18 protein-coding genes are annotated in these 20,309 nt (G+C 75.2%); 9 read left to right on the forward strand and 9 right to left on the reverse strand.

Translation table 11 applies throughout. The features are described 5' to 3' along the window. Positions 1 to 42: 42 nt before the first annotated feature. From ABZ861_RS28030 to ABZ861_RS28040, 3 genes are all read right to left on the reverse strand, one after another. A complete protein-coding gene (locus tag ABZ861_RS28030; RefSeq protein ID WP_361635629.1) occupies positions 43 to 951 on the reverse strand; it encodes a hypothetical protein in 909 nt (302 codons plus the stop codon). Positions 952 to 1,285: 334 nt separating this feature from the next. Continuing rightward, the gene (locus ABZ861_RS28035; RefSeq protein WP_361635632.1) at positions 1,286 to 2,812 is read right to left on the reverse strand and encodes a hypothetical protein; all 1,527 of its coding nucleotides are present in this window, start codon (positions 2,810 to 2,812) and stop codon (positions 1,286 to 1,288) included. 228 nt (positions 2,813 to 3,040) lie between these two features. Further along, entirely contained in the window at positions 3,041 to 3,736 is a 696-nt protein-coding gene (locus ABZ861_RS28040; RefSeq protein ID WP_361635635.1) for a GntR family transcriptional regulator, read from the reverse strand. 235 nt (positions 3,737 to 3,971) lie between these two features. On the opposite strand from ABZ861_RS28040, the gene ABZ861_RS28045 reads away from it, so the two are divergent. The 3 genes from ABZ861_RS28045 to ABZ861_RS28055 are packed head-to-tail and all read left to right on the forward strand — an operon-like array spanning position 3,972 to position 6,387. Beyond that, a complete protein-coding gene (locus tag ABZ861_RS28045) occupies positions 3,972 to 4,730 on the forward strand; it encodes a 5-oxoprolinase subunit PxpA (protein ID WP_361635638.1) in 759 nt (252 codons plus the stop codon). Then, entirely contained in the window at positions 4,727 to 5,518 is a 792-nt protein-coding gene (gene pxpB, locus ABZ861_RS28050) for a 5-oxoprolinase subunit PxpB (RefSeq protein ID WP_361635641.1), read from the forward strand. Before ABZ861_RS28045 ends, pxpB begins: the two co-directional genes overlap by 4 nt. Beyond that, the gene (locus ABZ861_RS28055) at positions 5,515 to 6,387 is read left to right on the forward strand and encodes a biotin-dependent carboxyltransferase family protein (RefSeq protein WP_361635644.1); all 873 of its coding nucleotides are present in this window, start codon (positions 5,515 to 5,517) and stop codon (positions 6,385 to 6,387) included. Before pxpB ends, ABZ861_RS28055 begins: the two co-directional genes overlap by 4 nt. A gap of 105 nt (positions 6,388 to 6,492) precedes the next feature. Here ABZ861_RS28055 and ABZ861_RS28060 read toward each other — a convergent pair whose 3' ends face one another. Both ABZ861_RS28060 and ABZ861_RS28065 read right to left on the reverse strand, forming a co-directional pair. Then, positions 6,493 to 7,911 carry a HEAT repeat domain-containing protein gene (locus tag ABZ861_RS28060; protein ID WP_361635646.1) on the reverse strand — a complete coding sequence of 473 codons (1,419 nt, stop codon included), beginning with the start codon at positions 7,909 to 7,911 and terminating at the stop codon, positions 6,493 to 6,495. 332 nt (positions 7,912 to 8,243) lie between these two features. Further along, a complete protein-coding gene (locus tag ABZ861_RS28065) occupies positions 8,244 to 8,636 on the reverse strand; it encodes an ankyrin repeat domain-containing protein (RefSeq protein ID WP_361635649.1) in 393 nt (130 codons plus the stop codon). A 359-nt stretch (positions 8,637 to 8,995) separates the two neighbouring features. On the opposite strand from ABZ861_RS28065, the gene ABZ861_RS28070 reads away from it, so the two are divergent. Next, positions 8,996 to 9,190: a hypothetical protein gene (locus tag ABZ861_RS28070; RefSeq protein WP_361635652.1), complete on the forward strand. Its 195-nt coding sequence runs from the start codon at positions 8,996 to 8,998 to the stop codon at positions 9,188 to 9,190. 70 nt (positions 9,191 to 9,260) lie between these two features. Then, positions 9,261 to 11,072 carry a hypothetical protein gene (locus tag ABZ861_RS28075; RefSeq protein ID WP_361635655.1) on the forward strand — a complete coding sequence of 604 codons (1,812 nt, stop codon included), beginning with the start codon at positions 9,261 to 9,263 and terminating at the stop codon, positions 11,070 to 11,072. 320 nt (positions 11,073 to 11,392) lie between these two features. Here ABZ861_RS28075 and ABZ861_RS28080 read toward each other — a convergent pair whose 3' ends face one another. Then, on the reverse strand, positions 11,393 to 12,892 hold the full coding sequence (locus ABZ861_RS28080; protein WP_361635658.1) for a PLP-dependent aminotransferase family protein: 1,500 nt from the start codon (positions 12,890 to 12,892) through the stop codon (positions 11,393 to 11,395). A gap of 115 nt (positions 12,893 to 13,007) precedes the next feature. Here ABZ861_RS28080 and ABZ861_RS28085 point away from each other — a divergent pair, with 115 nt between their 5' ends. From ABZ861_RS28085 to ABZ861_RS28100, 4 genes are all read left to right on the forward strand, one after another. Then, positions 13,008 to 13,691 carry a hypothetical protein gene (locus tag ABZ861_RS28085; RefSeq protein ID WP_361635661.1) on the forward strand — a complete coding sequence of 228 codons (684 nt, stop codon included), beginning with the start codon at positions 13,008 to 13,010 and terminating at the stop codon, positions 13,689 to 13,691. After that, positions 13,688 to 14,455: a glycerophosphodiester phosphodiesterase gene (locus ABZ861_RS28090; RefSeq protein WP_361635663.1), complete on the forward strand. Its 768-nt coding sequence runs from the start codon at positions 13,688 to 13,690 to the stop codon at positions 14,453 to 14,455. The genes ABZ861_RS28085 and ABZ861_RS28090 overlap by 4 nt, the downstream gene beginning before the upstream one ends. A gap of 49 nt (positions 14,456 to 14,504) precedes the next feature. Then, complete coding sequence (locus ABZ861_RS28095; protein ID WP_361635666.1) at positions 14,505 to 15,851, forward strand: MFS transporter; 1,347 nt, start codon at positions 14,505 to 14,507, stop codon at positions 15,849 to 15,851. 280 nt (positions 15,852 to 16,131) lie between these two features. After that, positions 16,132 to 16,506, forward strand: a complete 375-nt coding sequence (locus ABZ861_RS28100) for an RNA polymerase-binding protein RbpA (protein ID WP_009187548.1) — start codon at positions 16,132 to 16,134, stop codon at positions 16,504 to 16,506. Positions 16,507 to 16,671: 165 nt separating this feature from the next. Here ABZ861_RS28100 and fxsA read toward each other — a convergent pair whose 3' ends face one another. The 3 genes from fxsA to ABZ861_RS28115 all read right to left on the reverse strand — a co-directional run bounded on the left by fxsA (position 16,672) and on the right by ABZ861_RS28115 (position 20,296). After that, on the reverse strand, positions 16,672 to 17,235 hold the full coding sequence (fxsA, locus tag ABZ861_RS28105; RefSeq protein ID WP_361635669.1) for an FxsA family membrane protein: 564 nt from the start codon (positions 17,233 to 17,235) through the stop codon (positions 16,672 to 16,674). A gap of 41 nt (positions 17,236 to 17,276) precedes the next feature. Next, positions 17,277 to 18,101, reverse strand: coding sequence for a polyprenol monophosphomannose synthase (locus ABZ861_RS28110; RefSeq protein WP_361635672.1), 825 nt, complete (start codon positions 18,099 to 18,101; stop codon positions 17,277 to 17,279). Between the two features lie 590 nt (positions 18,102 to 18,691). Continuing rightward, positions 18,692 to 20,296 carry an amidohydrolase gene (locus ABZ861_RS28115; protein ID WP_361635675.1) on the reverse strand — a complete coding sequence of 535 codons (1,605 nt, stop codon included), beginning with the start codon at positions 20,294 to 20,296 and terminating at the stop codon, positions 18,692 to 18,694. Positions 20,297 to 20,309 lie beyond the last annotated feature (13 nt).

Genomic DNA, 20,309 nt, shown 5'->3' on the forward strand with positions numbered 1-20,309 from the left:
GTCGGTCGGGGAGACAGGGCCGGGCGGGAGGGCTCAGGGCGCTCAGGGCTGGGAGGGGGCCGAGGGGGTCGCGGCGGAGTAGAAGGGCAGCCCGGCGTCGGGCGCCAGCTCCAGGTCGTCGGTGTCGTCGGCGGGCAGCAGGCTCGGGGCGCCGTCGGTCACCGGGACGACGCCCAGGTCCAGGAGTTCGGCCATCGCGGCGCCGGACGCCATGTCGCGGACTTGGAGCTGGTAGCGGGCAGTGGTGCGGTAAGTGCCGCCGCTGTCGTCGCCGGTGCGCTGGAGGAACCCGGAGTCGGTGAGGAAGGCCAGGGCCTTGGCGACGATGCCGGTGGTCGAGGCGGACGGACGGCGGGCGTCCTTGGTCGCGCCGGTCGCGCTGCGTCTGGCCCAGATGCGCCAGGCGGCCTCCAGGCCGGGCGCGTCGCTGGCCGGGTCGGTGTTCTCGCCCTGCTCCTCGGCGCGCTCCTCCAGACGGCGGCACGCCTGCCGTACGAAGGCGTCGACGCCGTTGACCGTCACACGCCCGATGTAGGCGTCGTCGGCCAGGTCCTCGGGCCGCGGGAAGGCCAGGGAGGCGACGGCGAGATGGGCGAGCCCGTGCAGGAAGCGGTCGCCCGAGTCGGCCGCCGTCCGGCGGGCGTAGTCGCCCATGCGGACGGCGAAGACCGAGTCCTCGGCCGCGGTCACCGCCATCCCCGCGCGCGCGGAGACCTCCAGCACGACCAGTCCCAGACCGGCGGCGACGGCGTCGGCGAGCCGGGCAAACGCCGGGTCGTCGCGATGGCGGCGCAGCAGCTCGGCGTACTCCTGGTCCCGGGCGGGCTGGAGTCTGGGCTGGAGGCCGAAGGCGACGAGCCGCGCCGCGTCGGCGGCGTCGGCGGGGGTGACGGCGGCCGTCGTGGGCGCGCCGCCGGATTCCGGCTCACTCCGGTCGACGTGCTCGGTCACGGGCGATGCTCCTTGCTGGGGTGGTGCGCGTCGCGGGGACGGTGGTCGGGGCGGGATCGGTGGTTATGACGGGGTTGGTGGTCGAGGCGAGGTCGGTCGTCGGGACGAGGTTGGTGGTCGAGGCAAGGTCGGCGGTCGTGACGGGGTCGGTCGTCGGGGCGAGGTCGGTGCTCGGAGTCGGGGCGGTGCCCGGGGACGGGGGTGCGCCCCAGGACGGACGTGCGCCCCAGGACGGGGGTGCGCCCGGCGCCGCTCGGGCGGCGGTCACCGGCGCGGTGCTCGTGGCGCGGGCGGCGCCCGGCTCCTCCAGGAGCGGGCGCGGGCCGGGCGGGGTTCACGCCGCCTCCGTCCGGTCGGCGGCCATGCCGGCCGCGTCCAGCAGGGCCGTGCCGACGATCAGGTCGGCGCCGCCGAACTCCGCGTCGTCCAGCTCGGCGCCGTCGTCCACGGCGAACAGCAGCTTCTCCTCGCCCTGCCGGTAGGCGGTGCCGACCGGCGGGCTGGCCGCGTGCACGGCGAGGAGGGCGACCAGGTAGGGCAGTTCGGCGTCCTTGCGGCGGGCCTCGGCGAGCAGGCCGGAGAGCCTGCGGGGAGCGTCGGCGGGCAGGTCCAGCAGCTCCTTGGCGGCCGCCAACTGCTCCTCGCTGAACCGGCTGTCGTCCGGGGTCGCGATCAGGTCGGGCTCGGGCATCTCCGCGCCCAGGTGCTCCCGTTCCGCAGGCGGCGTCAGCAGGATGTCGATCAGGTCGCCGACCCGCACGGAGACCGGGGTGCGCAGACCGGCGCCGTGCGCGAAGAAGGCGTCCGTGACGCCGATCGCGTCCTGGAGCGGAAGCGGCAGCACGGGCGCGAGCAGGTGGCCGTACAGGTCCGTGCCGGAGGCAGTCAGGGGGGTGGCGAACGCCTGCCGGTCCTGTTCGGCGCGGAAGAGGGGGCCGGCCTCCAGCAGCCGCGCCTGGAGCTGGGTGTGCCGGCGGATGCAGTCCTTGACGATGTCGACGAGTTCGGCGGCCCGCCGCTTGTTCTCGGGCTCCTCGGTCTCGTCGCGGGCCTTGCGGATGTTGGTGAGGATCGCGTTCTCGTGCCGGTAGCGGTCGGCGACGTGGTCCAGGGCCTCGGCGATCATGTCCGGCACGGCGTCGAGCCAGTCCACCGCGCGCACGTTGCGGCGGGTGGCCTCCAGGGCCCGGCGCAGGGTCTCGGAGTACTGCACGGTCCGGTAGCGGGCCTGCTCGGCGGCGAGTTGGGCGTCGGCGAGCCGGCCGCGCCTGATGAGCACCTCCAACTTCACCTCGGCGGCGATCTGCGCGCTGGTGACGTCGGTGTCCAGGGCCCCGACCAGGACGTTGACCGCTTCGTCCGTCGTGCGCAGGTACACGGCGCCGCCCGGTCCCGGCACCTCTTCGAGGAGCTTGAAGTCGTAGTCGCGCCGGACATAGGCGCCGTCGGGGGCGAACGTGCCGTACACCGCGCGGAAGCCGCGGTCGGCGCTGCCGACGTTGATCAGGTTCTCCAGGACCCAGCGGGCCACGCGCTCGTGCTCGGCGGCGGGGCGGCCCGGGGCCTGGGCGGCGACGCGCGGGACGAGCCGGGCCACGATCTGGTCGTGGTCGGCCCCGGTGTCGAAGTCCATGTGGAGCGTGACGAGGTCGATGGCGGCGAGCGCGACCTCCGCCATGCCGTAGACCGAGTACTCGCCCGCCAGGTTGGCCTTGCGCGCGTCGAGGTCGTGCAGCGGCGCGGTGCAGGCGAGCGCGCGCAGCCGCCGCGCCAGCCCCTCGTCGGCGGCCGGCCCCGGTGCGGGGCGCGGCGCCGCGCTGAGCTGGGCCGGAACACGGTCCGTCGGTGCAGGCGAAGTCACGGTGCACAGACTAGGTCCTCGGTCTGACATCGACCCAAACGGCCCAGACGCACCCCGTGGCCGGACGGCCGGACCGTGGCGTGGCGGCCGTGCTCCCCGCACGGAGGCCGCGACCGGCCTCGTCGTCACCTCGGCCCCGGTGGGACGGAGTTCGGCAGGACGGGAAGGAAATCGGCCGACTTCGAAGGAGTTCGGAAGACCTGAAGTGAAGAACCCGAAGAGGGGGATCTAGCCCTCCTCGCCGACCCTCCGCCGGTACACCTCCACCACCTTCTCCAGCGAGTCGTCCAGGTAGACCGCGAGCATCCGCTCCGCCCCGTCCAGGTCGCCGGCCTCCAGCGCCCGCAGGAGCTGCCGGTTGCGGGTGAAGTAGGGCTCGTGCAGCCGCTGCGGATCGTCCACCACGTGGAAGGCGAGGCGCAGTTCGGCGAAGACGGAGCGCATCAGCTCGTCGGTGCGCTCGCTGCCGGCCAGCGCGACCAGTTCGCGGTGGAAGTGGATGTTGGCGGTGCCCAGGTCCTTCCAGTCGCCCTGGTCGGCCGCCCGCCGCCCCTGCTCGACGGCCGCGGCGAGCCCGTCGAGCGCGTACGGCGGCCGGCCGAGGCCGCGCACGACGGCGCACTCGACGAGGCGCCGGGTGCGGTAGATGTCCTCGACGTCCTCGACGGCCAGCACCCGGACGAAGACGCCCCGGTTCAACTCGTGGACGAGCAGACGCTCGTGGGTGAGCAGGCGGAACGCCTCGCGCAGGGTGTTGCGGGAGACGCCGAGCGCGCCGCCGATGTCGTCCTCCGGCAGCCGGGCGCCGGGCGGGAAGTAGCCGTCGGCGATGCGGCTTCGGAGGATGTCCGAGACCCGCTCGGCGGTGCTGGTGCGGCCCAGCAGGGCGCGGTCGTCGGCCAGTGTCCTGAGCTGCTCTGCCATGCCCGGATTCAATCGCATACGCAAGAAGGGAACAACAGAGGTATTGAGGGATCGTTCAACGATCCTCTACCATGCTGGATAAAGGTGCCGCCCGGTCCCCAGCACGACTCCCCCGCCCCGGTCCCCGGCCTCCGTTCCCGTTCGCCCTCACCCCCGAACCGGGGCATATGTTCGTGACTGACGCCCGCGACGAGCGGTACCGCGTGGCCTGAGCAGAAACGCGAGGGACCGGCCCATGGCCTCCATCGATCTCAACGCCGATCTCGGCGAGGGCTTCGGCCGCTGGCGGCTGACCGACGACGAGGGGCTGCTGTCCGTCGTCACCAGCGCGAACGTGGCCTGCGGCTTCCACGCCGGGGACCCGGTCACCATGCGCCGGGTGTGCGAGACGGCGGCCGAGCGCGGCGTGCGGATCGGCGCGCAGGTCTCCTACCGGGACCTCGCCGGGTTCGGGCGGCGGGCGATGGACGTGCCGCGCGCCGAACTGGCCGCCGAGGTCGCCTACCAGATCGGCGCCCTGGAAGTGTTCGCGCGCGCGGCGGGCGCCCGCGTGTCGTACGTCAAACCGCACGGCGCGCTCTACCACCGGGTGGTGCGCGACGAGGAGCAGGCGGGCGCGGTCGTCGAGGGCGTGCTGCTCGCCGGCACCGCCCTTCCGGTGCTCGGGCTGCCCGGCTCGCGTCTGCTGGAGCTGGCGGGGGAGGCCGGACTCGGCGCGGTCGCCGAGGCGTTCGCGGACCGTGCCTACACCGACGAGGGCACGCTGGTGCCGCGCGACCGGGACGGCGCGGTGGTCGCCGACCCGGAGTCGGTCGTCGAGCGCTCGCTGGGCCTGGCCAGCTCGGGGACGGTCCGCTCGCACACGGGAGCGGTGGTCGGGGTGCGGGCCCGCTCGCTGTGCCTGCACGGGGACACGCCGGGCGCGGTGGAGCTGGCCCGCCGGGTCCGGGAGCGGCTGACGGCGTCCGGTGTGCGGGTGGAGGCGTTCGCATGAGGGCGCTGCCGGTCGGCGACGACGCGCTGCTCGTCGAGGTCTCCTCCGGCGGGCAGGCGCAGGCGCTGCACGCGGAGCTGGTGCGCCGCCGCGCCGAGGGCCTGCTGGCGGTCCGGGAGATCGTGCCCGCCGCCCGGACGGTCCTCCTGGACGGCCTGGCCGAACCGGACCGGGTGGCCCGCGAACTGACCGCCTGGGACGTGCCCCCGGCGCCTCCGCGCGGCGACCGGACGGTGGAGCTGCCGGTGCGGTACGACGGCCCCGACCTCGCCGCCGTCGCGGCGCACTGGAACGTCGGCGAAGCGGAGGTCGGCCGTCTCCACGCGGCCACCGAGTTCCGCGTCGCGTTCTGCGGGTTCGCGCCGGGCTTCGGCTATCTCACCGGGCTCCCGGCCCGCTGCCACGTCCCGCGCCGGGCCGCTCCGCGCACCGCGGTCCCGGCCGGATCGGTGGCGCTGGCCGGCCCGTACACCGGCGTATACCCGCGCTCCTCGCCGGGCGGCTGGCAGTTGATCGGCACGACGGACGCGGTGCTCTGGGACCCCGCGCGCGTGCCGCCCGCACTGCTGTCGCCGGGCACGCGCGTGCGGTTCGTCCCGGTCGGGCCGGAGGAACCGGTCGACGCGGGACGTGCGGCAGACGATGCGCGGCGTGCTGCCGGGGCAGGCGCCGCGGAAGAGACCGACGAGTCCCCTGCGGACGAACAGGCCAAAAGGGACGTTGCGGCGGGACGGCCTAGAGAGGACGGTGCGACGGGACGGCCCGGAGAGGCGGGTGCGGCGGGATGACGGACCGTGGTGTCGCCGTCGTCCGGGCCGGTGCGCTGACCACCGTGCAGGACGAGGGGCGCGTCGGCTGCGCGCACCTCGGCGTTCCCCGGTCGGGGGCGCTGGACGCGCCCGCCGCCGCCCTCGCCAACCGGCTGGTGGGCAACCCTGTCGGCGCGGCCGTCCTGGAGACGACGCTCGACGGGTGCGCGCTGCGCCCCCGCTCGGAGGTCGTCGTCGCGGTCACCGGCGCGTTCTGCCCCGTGACGGTGGACGGGCGGCCCGCCGCCTGGGGAGCGCCCGTACGGGTGCCGTCCGGGGCCCTGCTGGAGGTGGGCGCGGCGACCGCGGGCGTACGCGGATACGTGGCCCTGTCCGGCGGGGTCGCCGTGGAGCCGGTCCTGGGCAGCCGCTCCACGGACCTGCTGTCCGGACTCGGACCCGCGCCGCTCGCCGTCGGCGCGCTGCTCCCCCTGGGACCGTCGACCGGGCCGCCCGCGCGCGTGGACGTCGCCCCGCAGCCGCGGCCGCCGGCCGAGCTGGTCCTGCACGTGGTCCTCGGGCCGCGCGGGGACTGGTTCACCGGTGAGGCCCTGCGGCGCTTCACCTCCCGCCCGTACCGCGTGTCGCCGCACTCCAACCGGATCGGGCTGCGCATCGAGGGCCCCGCGCTGGCCCGTGCCCGGGAGGGCGAGCTGCCCAGCGAGGGCATGGTGCTGGGCGCGGTCCAAGTGCCGCCGGACGGCGGGCCGGTGGTCTTCCTCGCCGACCACCCCACCACAGGCGGCTATCCGGTCATCGGCGTGGTCCGCGCCCGCGACCTCCCAGCCGCCGCCCAGGCCGCCCCGGGCACTCCGGTCCGCTTCGCGGCGGTCCGGCGGCGGCGCTGAGCGGCCCGACCGGCCTGCCCCTGCCGCCCGGCAGGGGCCTCGGCCTCGCCCCGGGCCGCAGACCGCCGGGACCGCACGGCCGCGGCGACGCAGGCCCGCGCGCGTTCAGACCGTCGGCAAGTCAGGGTTGATCCGGCTGCGGACCGCCGTCTGGACCTCGGCCTCCTCGGCCGGATCGGCGGCCAGTCGGCGCAGTCGCTCGACGACGCGCGTGTCCCCCGTCTCGGCGTGCCGGGCGGCGAGTTCGCGGGTGGTCTCCTCGCAGTCCCACAGGCACTCGACGGCGAGGCCGGCGGGGAAGGACGGGTCCGTGGCGGCCAGGGCGCGGGCGGCGCGGCCCCGCAGGTGGGAGGAGGCGGTCTCGCGGTAGACGTGGCGCAGCACGGGCGCGGCGCATGCGATGCCGAGCCGTCCGGCCCCGTCCACGAGGGTCCACAGGGCAGGGGCGTCGGGCCCCTCGCCCCGGACGGCCTCCCGGAGGGCGGCGAGCACGAGGTCGCGGTCGCGGGCTTCGCCGCGGCAGGCGAGCACGCGGCCGGCGGCGGCGCCGAGCGGGTCGGGGCGGTTGACCCAGCCGCGCGCCCGGTCCACGGCCCCCGCGCCGCGCATGCGTTCGAAAGCGGCGACGGCGGCCTCGGCCACGGGGGCGGAGCCGTCGCAGACGGCCGCCTCGATCAGGTCGAGGGCGCCGGAATCGCCCGCGTCGGCGAGGTAGCGCAGAGCGGTGCAGCGCGCGCCGTCGTCGCCCTGTCGCGCGGCCAGCAGGATCTCGGTCCGGTCCGCGGGCCCGGCGACGGCGGCCAGGCAGCGGGCGGCCGGCACGTCGAGCGCGGCGCCGCGGTCCAGGCCCTGCTGGGCCCATTCGAAGACGGCCCGCACGCTCCAGCCGGGCCGCGGCCCGGTGGGGCGGAGCTGTCGCTGCCAGCGGTCGAAGCTGCCGGTCTCCTGAGCGGCCCGTACGCGTGCGGCGATCGACGGGCGCGGGTCCTGGGCCCACAGCCGCCAGGGCCGCGGCTCGAAGGCGTCGCGCACGGCGACGGCAAGTCCGGCGTCGCCCTCGGCGTCGGCGGCGAAGCGCGCGAGGACCGGCGCGGCGAGGGCGCGCAGCCCGGAGTCGTCGTCCCGCAGCGCCAGCTCGTCCAGGGCCCAGGCCCAGTTGGCGCCCGTGGCCGCGTACCGGCGCAGCAGGGCGAGCGCGTCCCGGCGGCCGTAGGAGGCGAGGTGGCCGAGGACGGCGAGGGCGAGCCCGGTACGGGACTCGTCGGCGTCCAGGGCGTCCTCGGGGTCGAAGAGGTGGGCCGCGACGTCGTCCAGCTCGCCTCCGAGATCGAGGAAGAGCCGGGCGTAGTACAGGGAGCGGTTCTCCACCTGCCAGTCGCGGCGGGGGTCGCTCAGCACGCAGTGGTTGAGCGCCGCGAGCGCTTCGGCACGGGGCGCGGTGAGCGCGTGCAGCGTTCCGTCGCCGCGGCCCCGCTGGAGCAGGCCGAGCAGCGTGCCGCTGGGCGCTATGACCGGATCGAACATGGAAGACAGCCTCACATCAAGCGTCGACGCAACCGGGGGACGCGCACTACCTGGCCGCGCGACAACACGTCGGGGCGCCCGCCGTCTCTTGCTTGCTGTTGACCATCTTCCTCTGCCTCTCGTCGGTGACCCGTACGGGCCGCATCACGGGCCGCGCGGCGCGGCAACGCCTGCCCAGCCGTCGCGTCCGTGAATCACGACGTCATGATGACCCCGGCGTCCGCGCGACCGCGACCGATATTTCCGGCGGCCCGCCGTCGCCCGGCCCGATCCCGCGCCGCGCCGGACGCGCAGGGGGCCAGCGCGTGGACGGCGTGCGGACGGCGCCGGGGTCACTGCTCGCCGAAGAGTTCCAGCAGTTCGGCCCGGCCGAACATGCGGGCCGTGTCGAGAGCCGACGGCGTGCCCGCGGAGGGGTCGGCGCCGCCTTCGAGGAGGGCCCTGATCACTTCCTGCTCGCCCTTGAACACGGCGCCCGCGAGGGGGGTCTGGCCCCGGTCGTTGACGCGGTCGGCGTCGGCGCCGCGGGCAAGCAGGGCGCGTACGGCGTCGGCGTGGCCGTGGTAGGCGGCGAGCATCACGAGGCAGTCGCCGCGGTCGTTGGTGAGGTTGGCCGGGACGCCGGCGTCCACGTAGGCCGTGAGCGCCTCGGTGCGCCCCTGCCGGGCCAGATCGAAGATCTTGGTCGCCAGCTCCACGACCTCGGGGTCGGGGGCTTCGCTCATGGGCCGGACCGCCTCTCACTGCGCGTGTCGGGTGACTGTCGGTCATGCTGGGACTACCGGGATGCGCGACGGGGACCGCATGACCGGCGCCGCGCACGGCCGCGGGCGCGACAGTGCCGTACCGGCGAATCGCCAGCGTACTGGCTCCGTCGCCCCGCGGGCGGGGGCGCCCGGGGCGGCCGGTCGTGCGCCGGCCGGCCCGCGCACGACCGGTCGTGCGGGCCGACCGTTCGGCCCCCCTCGGCCGGGTGAGTGGATTCGAACGGAAATCACCCGGTTGCACCTTTTGTCATATGGATTCATGCTGTGATGTTGGAAGGACTCAGGGTGACCGTCCCCCTCGACACCAGGAGATTTACATGATCCTCTCCATCTCAGGCGTCGTCCTGTTCGGCGTCATCGGCTTCGTCTTCTTCCGCAAGGACGGACTGAAGCCCTCGCACGCGTGCGTGTCGACGCTGTTCGGCTTCTACCTGTCGAGCACCGCCATCGCGCCGAGCATCCGGGCCGGCGGCGAGAGCCTGGCCAGCCTGCTCGGCGGGATGAGGTTCTGACGCCGCCCCGAGGACTTTCCACACCACCGGTTCAGGGGACCCGTCCCCGTAGCACTCACTGGAGGCAGCAGTGGCCCGGCGGCCCCTCCCCCGCATTCTGAGCACAGGCGGCGCGCAGCTCGCCCGGAGCCGGGAGCTGGCCCGGACGGCGGCCGACGGCGCCACCGACGTCCTCCACCCGCTGGTCGCCATCGCCCGCGGTCTGGGCAGGCTCGCCGTGGCCGGCCGGCGCAGATTCGCCGACACCCCGAAGGACCGGCGCGGGCCGCTGCTGTTCCTGGCGGTCTCGGTGACCCTGGTCGTCGCCCTGGTGCCCTACGGTCCGCTGCTCGCCGCCCTCACCGTGATGGCGGCGGCGGGCTGGGTGGGCCGCGACCGCACCCCGTCCGAGCCCCGGAGCGACGAGGGCCCCCGCATCGAGCGCCTGTCCTCGCTCTACGAGGCGCTGGTCCCGTACTTCTTCGCCGCCGAGGACCCGGCGCCGCTGTACGCGCACGGCGGCGAGTGGCAGAAGGCGTTCACCGCGCACGCCTTCGACGACTCCGGCCGCCTCTCCCACCTGCTGGTCCGCTACCCCGCGTACTTCGCCGACGGCGAGCCCGCGGTCCGCGCGCGGATCGAACACCTGCTCACCGCCAAGGCGGGGCGGGGCCGCGAGTACCTCTTCGCCTGGGACGAGTCGGCCAACGAACTCACCGTCACCGCGCTCGCGCCGCTGCCGACGGACGTCCCGGCCCAGCGCTTCGTCACCGCGCCCAGCGAGACCGTGCTCGGCTTCACCGACCCCAGCGAGGTCCAGCGCACGCTCCCGCTGTCCTTCGGCGAGGAGCACCGCGACGTGCCGCCGGTCGTCTGGCGCACCGGCCTGCGCTCCACCGAGCCGCACCTGCTGGCCTTGGGCCAGCCCGGCAGCGGCGCCTCCACCCTGCTGCGCTCCCTCGCGCTCCAGGCCCTCCAGTACGGCGACGTCCTCGTGGTCGACGGCGGCGGCACCGGCGAATACGCCTGCCTGACCGGCCGGGACGGGGTGCTCGGCGTGGAGTGCGGGCTCGCCGGGGTGCTGGCGAGCCTGGACTGGGCCGCCGCCGAGACCGAGCGACGGCTCCTCGCCGTCAACCACGCGCGGCAAGCCGGCCATCCGCCTCCGGAGGACACCAAGCGGCCGCTGTGGCTGCTGCTCGACCGGCCCACCGTGTTCACCCATCTGGCCGACTCCACCGGCCACAAGGACCCCCAAGCGCTGCTTCAGGCGCCGCTGCGACACGGCCGCGCCGTCGGCGTCACGGTCGTCGTGGCCGAGCAGTTCGACGGCGCGGAGGCCCTGAGCGACGCGCTGCGGCAGCACACGCGCGCGCGGGTCGTGCTCGGCCCCGCCACGGCGGAGCAGCTCAAGGCGGTGCTGGGCGCGCCGCCGCACACCTCTCCGCCGCCCGTCGTCCCGCCCGGACGCGGCTACGCCCGGCTGGGCACGGGCGCCGTGCTGCGCCTTCAGGTCCCGGCGACGCCCGATCCCTACGACGACTCGGCGGACGCGGCGCACCGCAAGGCCGTCGGGGACCTGCTGCCGCCGAAGACGACCCCCGCGGACGGCGGGACGGCGCCGGACGGCGGCGCGACGGCCGCCGGAGAGCCCTGCGACCTCACGAAGGCGGCGGTCCCGGCGCGGGAGGGCGGCGCCGAGGCAACGGCGGCGTTCAGGGACACGTTCGTGGCCACCGAGGAGGCTTCGGCGCCGGAGGGCGGGGCCGCGGTCACGACGGTCTTCAAGGACACGTTCGTGGCCACCGAGGGGGCATGGGCGCCGGAAAGCGGCGCCGCGGTCGCGACGGTCCCCCTGGGCACGTGCGCGGCCACCGAGGCGGCCGTGGCGGAATCCACCTGACGGGAACTTCGACGGGGACCCCGAGGACGACCGACACGGAGGGGAACGGTCCGCCCGGCAGCGGCGGGCTCCACGGCAGGCCGGACGGCGACGGGGCGCCTGAAGGGACGGGCCGCCTGAACGGGCGGTGCGCCTGACGGGGCGGGGCGCCGGACCGGGTCCCGGGGCCGGGCGCCACCGCCGCGACGCCGGGAGCGGACGCGAGACGCCGCGAGACGCCCGCGAGCAGGCTGCCGCCCCTCGCCGCACCACTCCCCATCCCGCACCCGCACTACGGGCCACGGCCACGGCCACGGCCACGGCCACGGCCACGGCTACGGCTACGCCACGAACGTCCGCGGCCCCTCCCCGCTCCCCTGCGCCCCCGTCTCCACCAGCCGGGCCGCCGCGGCCAGCCGGACGGCCGCCTCGTCCGCCACCGCTCCCCCCACGGTGAACGGCAGCCGGACGTAGCCCTCGAAGGCGCCGTCGACGCCGAAGCGCGGGCCGGAGGGCACCCGGACGCCGACGCGCTCGCCGGCCTCCGCCAGGCGCGAGCCCGACAGGCCCCCGGTCCGCACCCACAGGGTCAGGCCACCGCGCGGCGCCTCGAACTCCCATTCCGGCAGCTCCCGCCGGACCGCCGCCACCAGCGCGTCGCGGTTCTCCCGGGCCTGGCTTCGGCGGAGTTCCACCGCCTGCTCCCAGCCACCGGTGCTGAACAGCCAGTTCACGGCCAGTTGCTCCAGCACCGGGGTGCCCATGTCGGCGTAGGCGCGGGCGGCGACCAGGCTGCGGATCACGTCGGGGGCCGCGCGCACCCAGCCGATGCGCATCCCCGCCCAGAACGCCTTGCTGGCGGACCCTACGGTGATCACCGTCGAGCCGGCCGGGTCGAAGGCGCACATCCGGCGCGGCATCACGAGGTCCGGGTCCAGGCGCAGTTCGCTCATCGTCTCGTCCACGACGAGCACCGTGCCGGCCGAGCGGGCCGCCTCCACCAGGCGGCGGCGCTGGTCCTCGTCGGCGAGGGCGCCGGTCGGGTTGTGGAAGTCGGCGACGACGTAGGCGATCCGCGGCGCGGCCTCGCGCAGCACCTGGCGCCAGCGGTCCAGGTCCCATCCGGCCAGCCCCTCGGCCATCGCCACCGGCACCAGCCGGGCGCCCGCCTCCCGCATGAGCTGGAGGATGTTGGCGTAGGACGGCGACTCGACGGCGATGCGCTCGCCGCGGCCGCCGAAGAGATGGCAGATGGCGTCGATGGCCCCCATGGCGCCGGTGGTCACCATGACCTGCTCGGGCATCGTGGGAATGCCGCGCGCGGTGTACCGCTCGGCGATCATCGCGCGCAGCGCGGGCAGGCCGGCCGGGTAGTCGCCGTGCGTGTGGGCGTAGGGCGGCAGCTCTTCCAGGGCGCCCTGGACGGCGCGGGTCAGCCACGGCTCGGGGGCGGGCAGGGCCGCGGTGCCCAGGTCGATCACCGATCCGAGGGCCTCGGGCGGCAGCGGTTCCAGGCCGCGCGCCGGCAGGGGGTTGCCGGCCGGGACCGCGGTCCAGCTTCCGGCGCCGCGCCGGGACTCCAGGAAGCCTTCGGCGCGCAGCGCCTCGTAGGCGGCGGCGACCGTGGTCCGGCTGACGGAGAGGGCGAGGGCCAGCTCGCGCTCGGCGGCCAGCCGGGCCCCCACCGGCACGCGGCCCTCCAGGACCAGCAGCCGGATTCCGTCGGCGAGCGCACGGTAGGCGGGCGGGCGGCGGGAACCGGGGCCCGCGAGGCGCTCCTGCTGCGAGCCGAGCAGCCGGGCGAGCTGCGCGGCGCCCATCGCCGAAGTCCACTGGACCATGTCGACCAGTCCACCTTTCTTGAATTGGCCATGGATGGGGTGCGACGTCCCCCTCCAGAGTGTCACGGAGCAGGCCACTTCCGCCATCGACACTTCCACCGTCAAGGGGGGCGCTGTGTCCACGAAGGACCGCCGCGTATTCACGCAGGACCGCACTCGCAGACTCGGGCGGCGACTGCTCCAGCTCGGCGCCGGACTCGTCCTGTTCGGCGTCAGCTCAGGGCTGCTCGTCCGGGCGGGCCTCGGGCTGGAGCCCTGGGGCGTACTGCACCAGGGGCTGGCCCGGCTGACCGGGCTGACCATCGGCCGGGTGTCGATCATCGTGGGCGCGGCGGTGCTGCTGCTGTGGATCCCGTTGCGTCAACGGCCCGGTCTGGGGACCGTGTGCAACGTCTTCGTGGTCGGCCTGGCCATGGACGGCACCCTTTCGGTGACGCCCGCCGTGCACGGGCTCGTGCCGCAGGGGTCCCTGCTGCTGGCGGCCGTCGTGCTCAACGGCGCGGCGACCGGGCTCTACATCGCCGCCCGTTTCGGCCCCGGCCCCCGCGACGGGCTGATGACCGGGCTGCACCGGCGCACCGGCCGCTCGGTCCGGCTGACGCGCACGGTGCTGGAGGCGGCGGTCGTCGCCACCGGGTTCGCCCTCGGCGGCGCCGTGGGGGTGGGCACGCTGCTGTACGCCGTGTGCATCGGCCCGCTGGCCCAGTTCTTCCTGCGGGTGTTCGCCGTGCCGGAGCCCGCTGCGGGCAGCACGGCGGTCGCCGGCCGGTCACCCGAGGCGGCGATACTGCGTCCGTGACCACTCTCGCGCGCCATCCCTACCTCGACCATCCCGGTCCTCTCCCGTTCGCCCACCGCGGCGGGGACGCCGACGGCCTGGAGAACACCGCGGCCCAGTTCCGGCGCGCGGTCGAACGCGGCTACCGGTACGTCGAGACCGATGTGCACGCCACCGCCGACGGCCGCCTGGTCGCCTTCCACGACGCGACCCTGGACCGGGTGACCGACGGCGCGGGCCGGATCGCCGACCTGCCGTGGCGGGAGGTGCGGCAGGCGCGGGTGGCGGGCAGGGAGCCGGTGCCGCTCTTCGAGGAGCTGCTGGAGGCCTTCCCCGAGGCGCGCTGGAACGTCGACGTGAAGGCGGAGCCCGCCCTGCTGCCGCTGCTGGAGCTGATCGAGCGGACGGACGCCTGGGGGCGGGTCTGCGTCGGCTCCTTCTCCGAGGCGCGCGTGGCCAGGGCGCAGCGGCTGGCCGGGCCCCGGCTGGCGACGTCGTTCGGCGTCCGCGGGGTGCTGGGCCTGCGGCTGCGCTCCTGGGGCGTCCCGGCCGCGGTGCGCCGGTCGGCCGTCGCCGCGCAGGTCCCGGAGTCCCAGTCGGGCGTGCCGGTGGTCGACGCGCGCTTCGTCCGCGCGGCCCACGCCCGCGGACTGCACGTGCACGTGTGGACGGTCAACGATCCGGAGCGGATGCACCGGCTTCTGGACCTCGGCGTGGATGGCATCATGACCGATCACATCGACACGCTGCGCGAGGTCATGGAGGCACGGGGCGTCTGGGCCTGAACCCGGCCCCGGCCCCGCGCGGCGTTCACGGCGGGGAGGGGAGGCACGGGTGACGACCGGCACCGTGCGGGCTGAGGCGGGCGACGACGTCGCCGGACGGCGGCGCGAGCAGCGCGGCTGGTACGTCTACGACTGGGCGTGCTCGGTCTACTCGACCAGCGTGCTGACCGTGTTCCTCGGCCCCTATCTGACCTCGGTGGCCGGCGCGGCGGCGGACGCGCGGGGCTTCGTGCACCCGCTGGGCGTCCCCGTGCGGGCCGGGTCGTTCTTCGCCTACTGCGTCTCGGCGTCGGTGATCCTGGCCATCGCGGTGATGCCCGCCGCGGGCGCGGCGGCCGACCGCACCGGCCGCAAGAAGCCGCTGCTGGCCGCCGCCGCGTACACCGGGGCCGGCGCGACCGCCGGCATGTTCTTCCTGGACGGCCACCGCTATCTGCTGGGCGGCGCGCTGCTGATCGTCGCCAACGCCTCGGTGGCCGTCTCGATGGTCCTCTACAACTCCTACCTGCCGCAGATCGCCCCGCCCGAGGAGCGCGACGCGGTCTCCTCGCGCGGCTGGGCCCTCGGCTACGCGGCCGGCTCCCTGATGCTGGTGGCGAACCTGGTGCTGTTCAGCGCCCACGACGCGTTCGGCCTGTCCGAGGGCGCGGCCGTGCGCGTCTGCCTGTCCTCGGCCGGGCTGTGGTGGGGCGTCTTCACGCTCGTCCCGCTCAGACGGCTGCGCGACCGGCGGACGGACCCGGCCGCGCGTCCCGCGCCGGGGTGGCGGCAGCTCGCCGCCACGTTCCGCGCCATGCGGGGCACGCCGCACACCCTGGCCTTCCTGCTCGCCTACCTGGTCTACAACGACGGCATCCAGACGGTGATCTCCCAGGCGTCCGTGTACGGCTCCCAGGAGCTGGGCCTGAGCCAGTCGACCCTGATCACGGCGGTGCTGATGGTGCAGGTGCTGGCGGTGGCGGGTGCGCTCGGCATGGGGCGGCTGGCCAGGGCGTACGGCGCGAAGCGGACGATCCTCGGGTCGCTCGTCGCCTGGACGTTCACCCTGGGAGCGGGGTTCTTCCTGCCCGCTCGCGCACCGGTGTGGTTCTTCGTGCTGGCGGCCGGCATCGGACTGATCCTCGGCGGCAGCCAGGCCCTGTCCCGGTCGCTGTTCTCCCACCTGGCGCCGCCCGGCAAGGAGGCGGAGTACTTCTCGGCGTACGAGATGAGCGACCGCGGCATGAGCTGGCTGGGGCCGCTGCTGTTCGGGATCGCCTACCAGGTGACCGGAAGCTACCGGGACGCGATCGTCTCCCTGGTCGTCTTCTTCGTGATCGGTTTCGCGCTGCTCGCCCGGGTGCCGGTGGAGCGGGCGATCCGCGACGCGGGCAATCCCGTTCCCGACCGGATTTAGCGCTCCGGCCGAAAGGGCGGTAGTGTACGCGTTTGGCCTGCCAGACGTACCGTTACTGCGTGTCAAAAACACTGAGACGCCGGGTGACATTCCTCTTGCGGATGTGACATACCGGGCGTCGGTGGGTACTGCACTGATTGACAAGGCTGCGGCTACGACGGCGACGCACGACCCGTACCGGGACACCGGAGCGGGAATCTTTACCGCCGACCGGACGTTGACCGGATGACGACGACAGCGACACCTGTCCTGTGGGCGACAAGCCCGGGAGGCACGATTCATGAGTGAGCGAGCTCTTCGCGGCACGCGCCTCGTGGTGACCAGCTACGAGACGGACCGCGGCATCGACTTGGCTCCGCGCCAAGCCGTGGAGTACGCATGCGAGAAGGGGCACCGGTTCGAGATGCCCTTCTCGGTCGAGGCGGAGATCCCGCCGGAGTGGGAGTGCAAGGTCTGCGGGGCCCCGGCACTCCTGGTGGACGGCGACGGACCTGAGGAGAAGAAGGCCAAGCCGGCGCGTACGCACTGGGACATGCTGATGGAGCGGCGGACGCGCGAGGAGCTCGAAGAGGTCCTCGAAGAGCGGCTGGCCGTGCTGCGTTCCGGTGCGATGAACATCGCCGTGCACCCCAGGGACAGCCGCAAGAGCGCCTAGTCCCGGGGGCGGCCGACCCACAGCGCCATATAAGTGACCGCGGGCGCCGCACGTCGGAGACGACGTGCGGCGCCCGCGGTTTCGCGTGTCGCTGTGCGCATGTGACGAATGTGAGCGGGGTCCGCGCGTGGGATCAGCGCGGGGCTTCCCCGGGTGTCGGGGCGGTCAGCGGGTCAGCGGCGGGCGCTCCTCGCGGGGCGCGTCCCCGGGGCGGTCGTCCCGGATGACCTCGCCCTGGACCACCTTGCCGTCGGGGCGGCGGACGCGGGCCTGCTGGAAGGCGTCGCCGAGAGAACCGGGGACGACCCGGCGCAGCCTGCGGTCGACCGTGCGCCGCGTGTACCGGCCGACGACGCGCTGGACCGGCGGGAGCAGCAGGAGCAGTCCGGCCGCGTCGGAGAGGACGCCGGGGATCATCAGAAGCAGGCCGCCGAGCATCGTCAGACCGTTGCCGCCGCGCCCGGCGGACGGCGCGTCGCCGCCGCCGCGCAGCGTCTGGCTGAGGTTCTGGAACGCCCGGCGGCCGGCGCGCTTGATCACCACGGCGCCGAGCACGGCGCCGGCGACCAGCAGCAGAGCGACCGCGGCGCCGCCCACCGCGCCCGCGAGCATCGTGAGCAGCCAGATCTCCAGCGCCAGCCACACGGCGACGCCCACCGGCAGATACCTGCGCGGCCGGGAGCGTCCCGGGCGGTTCGGAGAGGCGGAGGTCGGAGCGCTGGTCGTCATGGCTCCAGTGTGCCTGGCCCCGGCTCAGCGCCGGATAAGCACTACTGCGGACTCTTCCCCTGGGCCTTCTCCCGGCCCTTCTCCTGGCGGCCGGTGAGCTTGGTCATCCGCTCCCCCACGCCCCACGCGGTGACCCGCCACAGCGCTTCCACGAGGATGTCGCGGCTCATCTTGGAGTCGCCGAGTTCCCGCTCGACGAAGGTGATGGGCACCTCGACCACGTGGTATCCGGCCTTGACGGCGCGGCGCGCCAGGTCGACCTGGAAGCAGTAGCCCTGCGAGGCGACCTCGTCCAGGCCCAGGCCCAGGAGCGTCTCGCGGCGGAAGGCGCGGTAGCCGCCGGTGATGTCCCGCAGCGGCAGGTCCAGGGCGAGGCGCGAGTAGAGGCTGCCGCCGCGGGAGATGATCTCGCGGCCCTTGGGCCAGTTCACCACGCGGCCGCCCGGCACCCAGCGCGAGCCGAGCACCAGGTCGGCGCCCTTGAGGGCGGTCAGCAGCCGGGGCAGCTCCTCGGGCTGGTGGGAGCCGTCGGCGTCCATCTCGACCAGCACGCCGTAGTCGTGCTCCAGGCCCCAGCGGAAGCCCGCCAGGTAGGCGGCGCCCAGGCCCTCCTTGCCCTTGCGGTGCAGCACGTGCACCTGCGCGTCCTCGGCGGCCAGCTCGTCGGCGAGCTTGCCCGTGCCGTCGGGGCTGTTGTCGTCGGCCACGAGGACGTGCGCCTCCGGGACGGCCTTGCGCACCCGGCCCACGATCGCCTTGATGTTCTCCGCCTCGTCGTAGGTCGGGATGATCACCAAGGCCGTGCCGAGCGGGCCGAACCGCCTCTCCTGGCCCCGAGCCGCGAGGGTGCCGTCGCCGTCGTTCACTGCTGCCCCTTCATGTCCGTACCGCAGGGGACCACCATAGTGCGCTCGGCCTGCGGGGATGCGCCACCGCGACCGAGCCGGAGCGTCGAATCGGCGGGTCGGGGCGGGAAAGCCCGTCGTCGGCGGTGAGCAGGATGCCTGTGGGGAACGAGATGCCCGTGCCCCGCGGGGCGCGTCGCGCGGTCCAGCGCGCTGCGGAGGGGGCCCGGCGCCCTTCGGGCCGACCTGGGACCCGCTGGCTGCGGATCGACCGAGAGCCGTTGTCTACTGAGCGGCCGGGCCCCACCCGGGTCGCACCTTGCCGACCGTCCGGAACATTCCCCCGCCGTAGCGGGCGCTGCGCCTGGCTCCATTGACGGCGCCCCATCGCGGCGACCGTCCCTGACCCAGCGGCACTGCGACGCGGGCACGGAAGTTCCCAGGCCGGGCGTCCGGTGGTGGACCCGGGAGAACCTACCGGCCCCCTGCCGCCGTCTGTCAAACAGCCCGCTGACCGGCGCCGGCCGCAGGGGCCGGCGGGCCGCCGCGGAGGATGCCCAGGTGACGCCCCGGCCCGGTGGCGGGGGCCTGCGCCGCACCGCCTCGGGATGTCACTCGGCCGGGCGTACGAAGACCGTCCGGCCGCCCACCACGGTCCGCAGGCACAGCGGCAGGTCGCGGCCCGGGGCGAGGTCGGGCAGCCCGGGGGTGCCGGAGCGGGGGTCGGTGGACCAGCGCGCCACGCGGTCGTCGGGGGCCTGCACGAGGAGTTCGCCGGTACGCCAGACGGCGTAGTCGGCAGGGGCGCCGGGCGCCAGGACGCCCGCGTCGTCCCGGCCGATCGCGCGCCAGCCGCCGCGCGTGTGCGCGGTGAACGCGGCGCGCACCGAGACGCGGTGCTCCGGGGTGCGGTGGAAGGCGGCGGCCCGGACCGTGCCCCACGGGTCCAGCGGGGTGACGGGGCTGTCCGAGCCGAAGGCGAGCGGGACTCCGGCCCGCAGCAGCGCCGCGAACGGATTCAGCGTCCGCGCCCGCTCGGCGCCCAGACGCTGGGCGTACATGCCGTCCTCGCCGCCCCACAGCGCGTCGAACGCGGGCTGCACAGACGCGGTCAAGCCCAGCTCGGCGAAGGCGGCGACGGTCTGCGCGGTGAGCATCTCGGCGTGCTCGACGCGGTGCCGTGCGGCGCGGACGCGGGCCAGGCCCACCTTCTCGGCGGCGGCGCGCACCCCCTCGGCGACGGCGGTCACGGCGGCGTCGCCGATGGCGTGGAAACCGGCTTGCAGGCCCGCCTCGGTGCAGGCGACGACGTGGGCGGCGACGTCTGCGGCGTCCAGGTAGGCGGTGCCGGTGTGGGCGGCGTCGGCGTACGGCGCGTGCAGGCAGGCGGTGTGCGAGCCGATGGAGCCGTCCGCGAAGAGGTCGCCCGCGGCGCCGAGCGCGCCCAGCTCCCGCGCCTTGTCGGCGTCCTGCTCCGCCCAGTAGCCGACCACGCGGGGGCCCTGCCGCGCGGCGGCGAGCCGGAGCAGGCCGGTGAAGTCGTCCTCGGAGGAGATGTCTGGGCCGCCGCACTCGTGCACCGTGCCGATGCCCAGGGAGGCGGCGTGGGCGAGCGCGGCGCGCTGCGCCTCGGTGCGCTGAGCGGAGGTGACCGCGCCGAACGCGGCGGCGCGCACGGCGTGGTGCGCGTCCGCGGTCAGCGGGCCGTCCGGCCGCCCGAGGTCGCCGCCGGTCAGCTCGATCAGCGCGGTGGTGGCCACGGCGGAGTGCACGTCGATCCGGCTGAGGTAGAGGGGACGGCCGCCGGCGGCCTCGTCCAGCTCCGCGCGGGTCGGGGGGCGGCCGCCGGGCCACCGGGCCGCGTCCCAGCCGTGGCCGAGCAGGACCTTGTCGTCGGGGCGGGCGGCGGCGAAGGCGCGGACCTGGGCCAGGGCGGCTTCCAGGGAGGGGGCGCCGGACAGGTCGAGGCCGGTCAGCGCGAGACCGGTGGCGGTGGTGTGCACGTGCGCGTCGGTGAACGCCGGGGTGACGAGGTCGCCGTCGAGGTCGATCACCTCGTCGACGCCGTCCGCGAACCCGTCGGCCGCGCCCTCGGAGCCGACCCAGGCGATGCGTCCCGCCTCGACGACCATGGCGGTGGCGAACGGGTCGGCGGGACTGTGGACCTCGCCCCGGCGGAGAAGGACGGTCTGCGGTTCGGCGGTGCGCTCACTCATGGGGACCAGTCTC

It is taken from the genome of Streptomyces sp. NPDC046985, assembly GCF_040644415.1.
Taxonomy (GTDB): domain Bacteria; phylum Actinomycetota; class Actinomycetes; order Streptomycetales; family Streptomycetaceae; genus Streptomyces.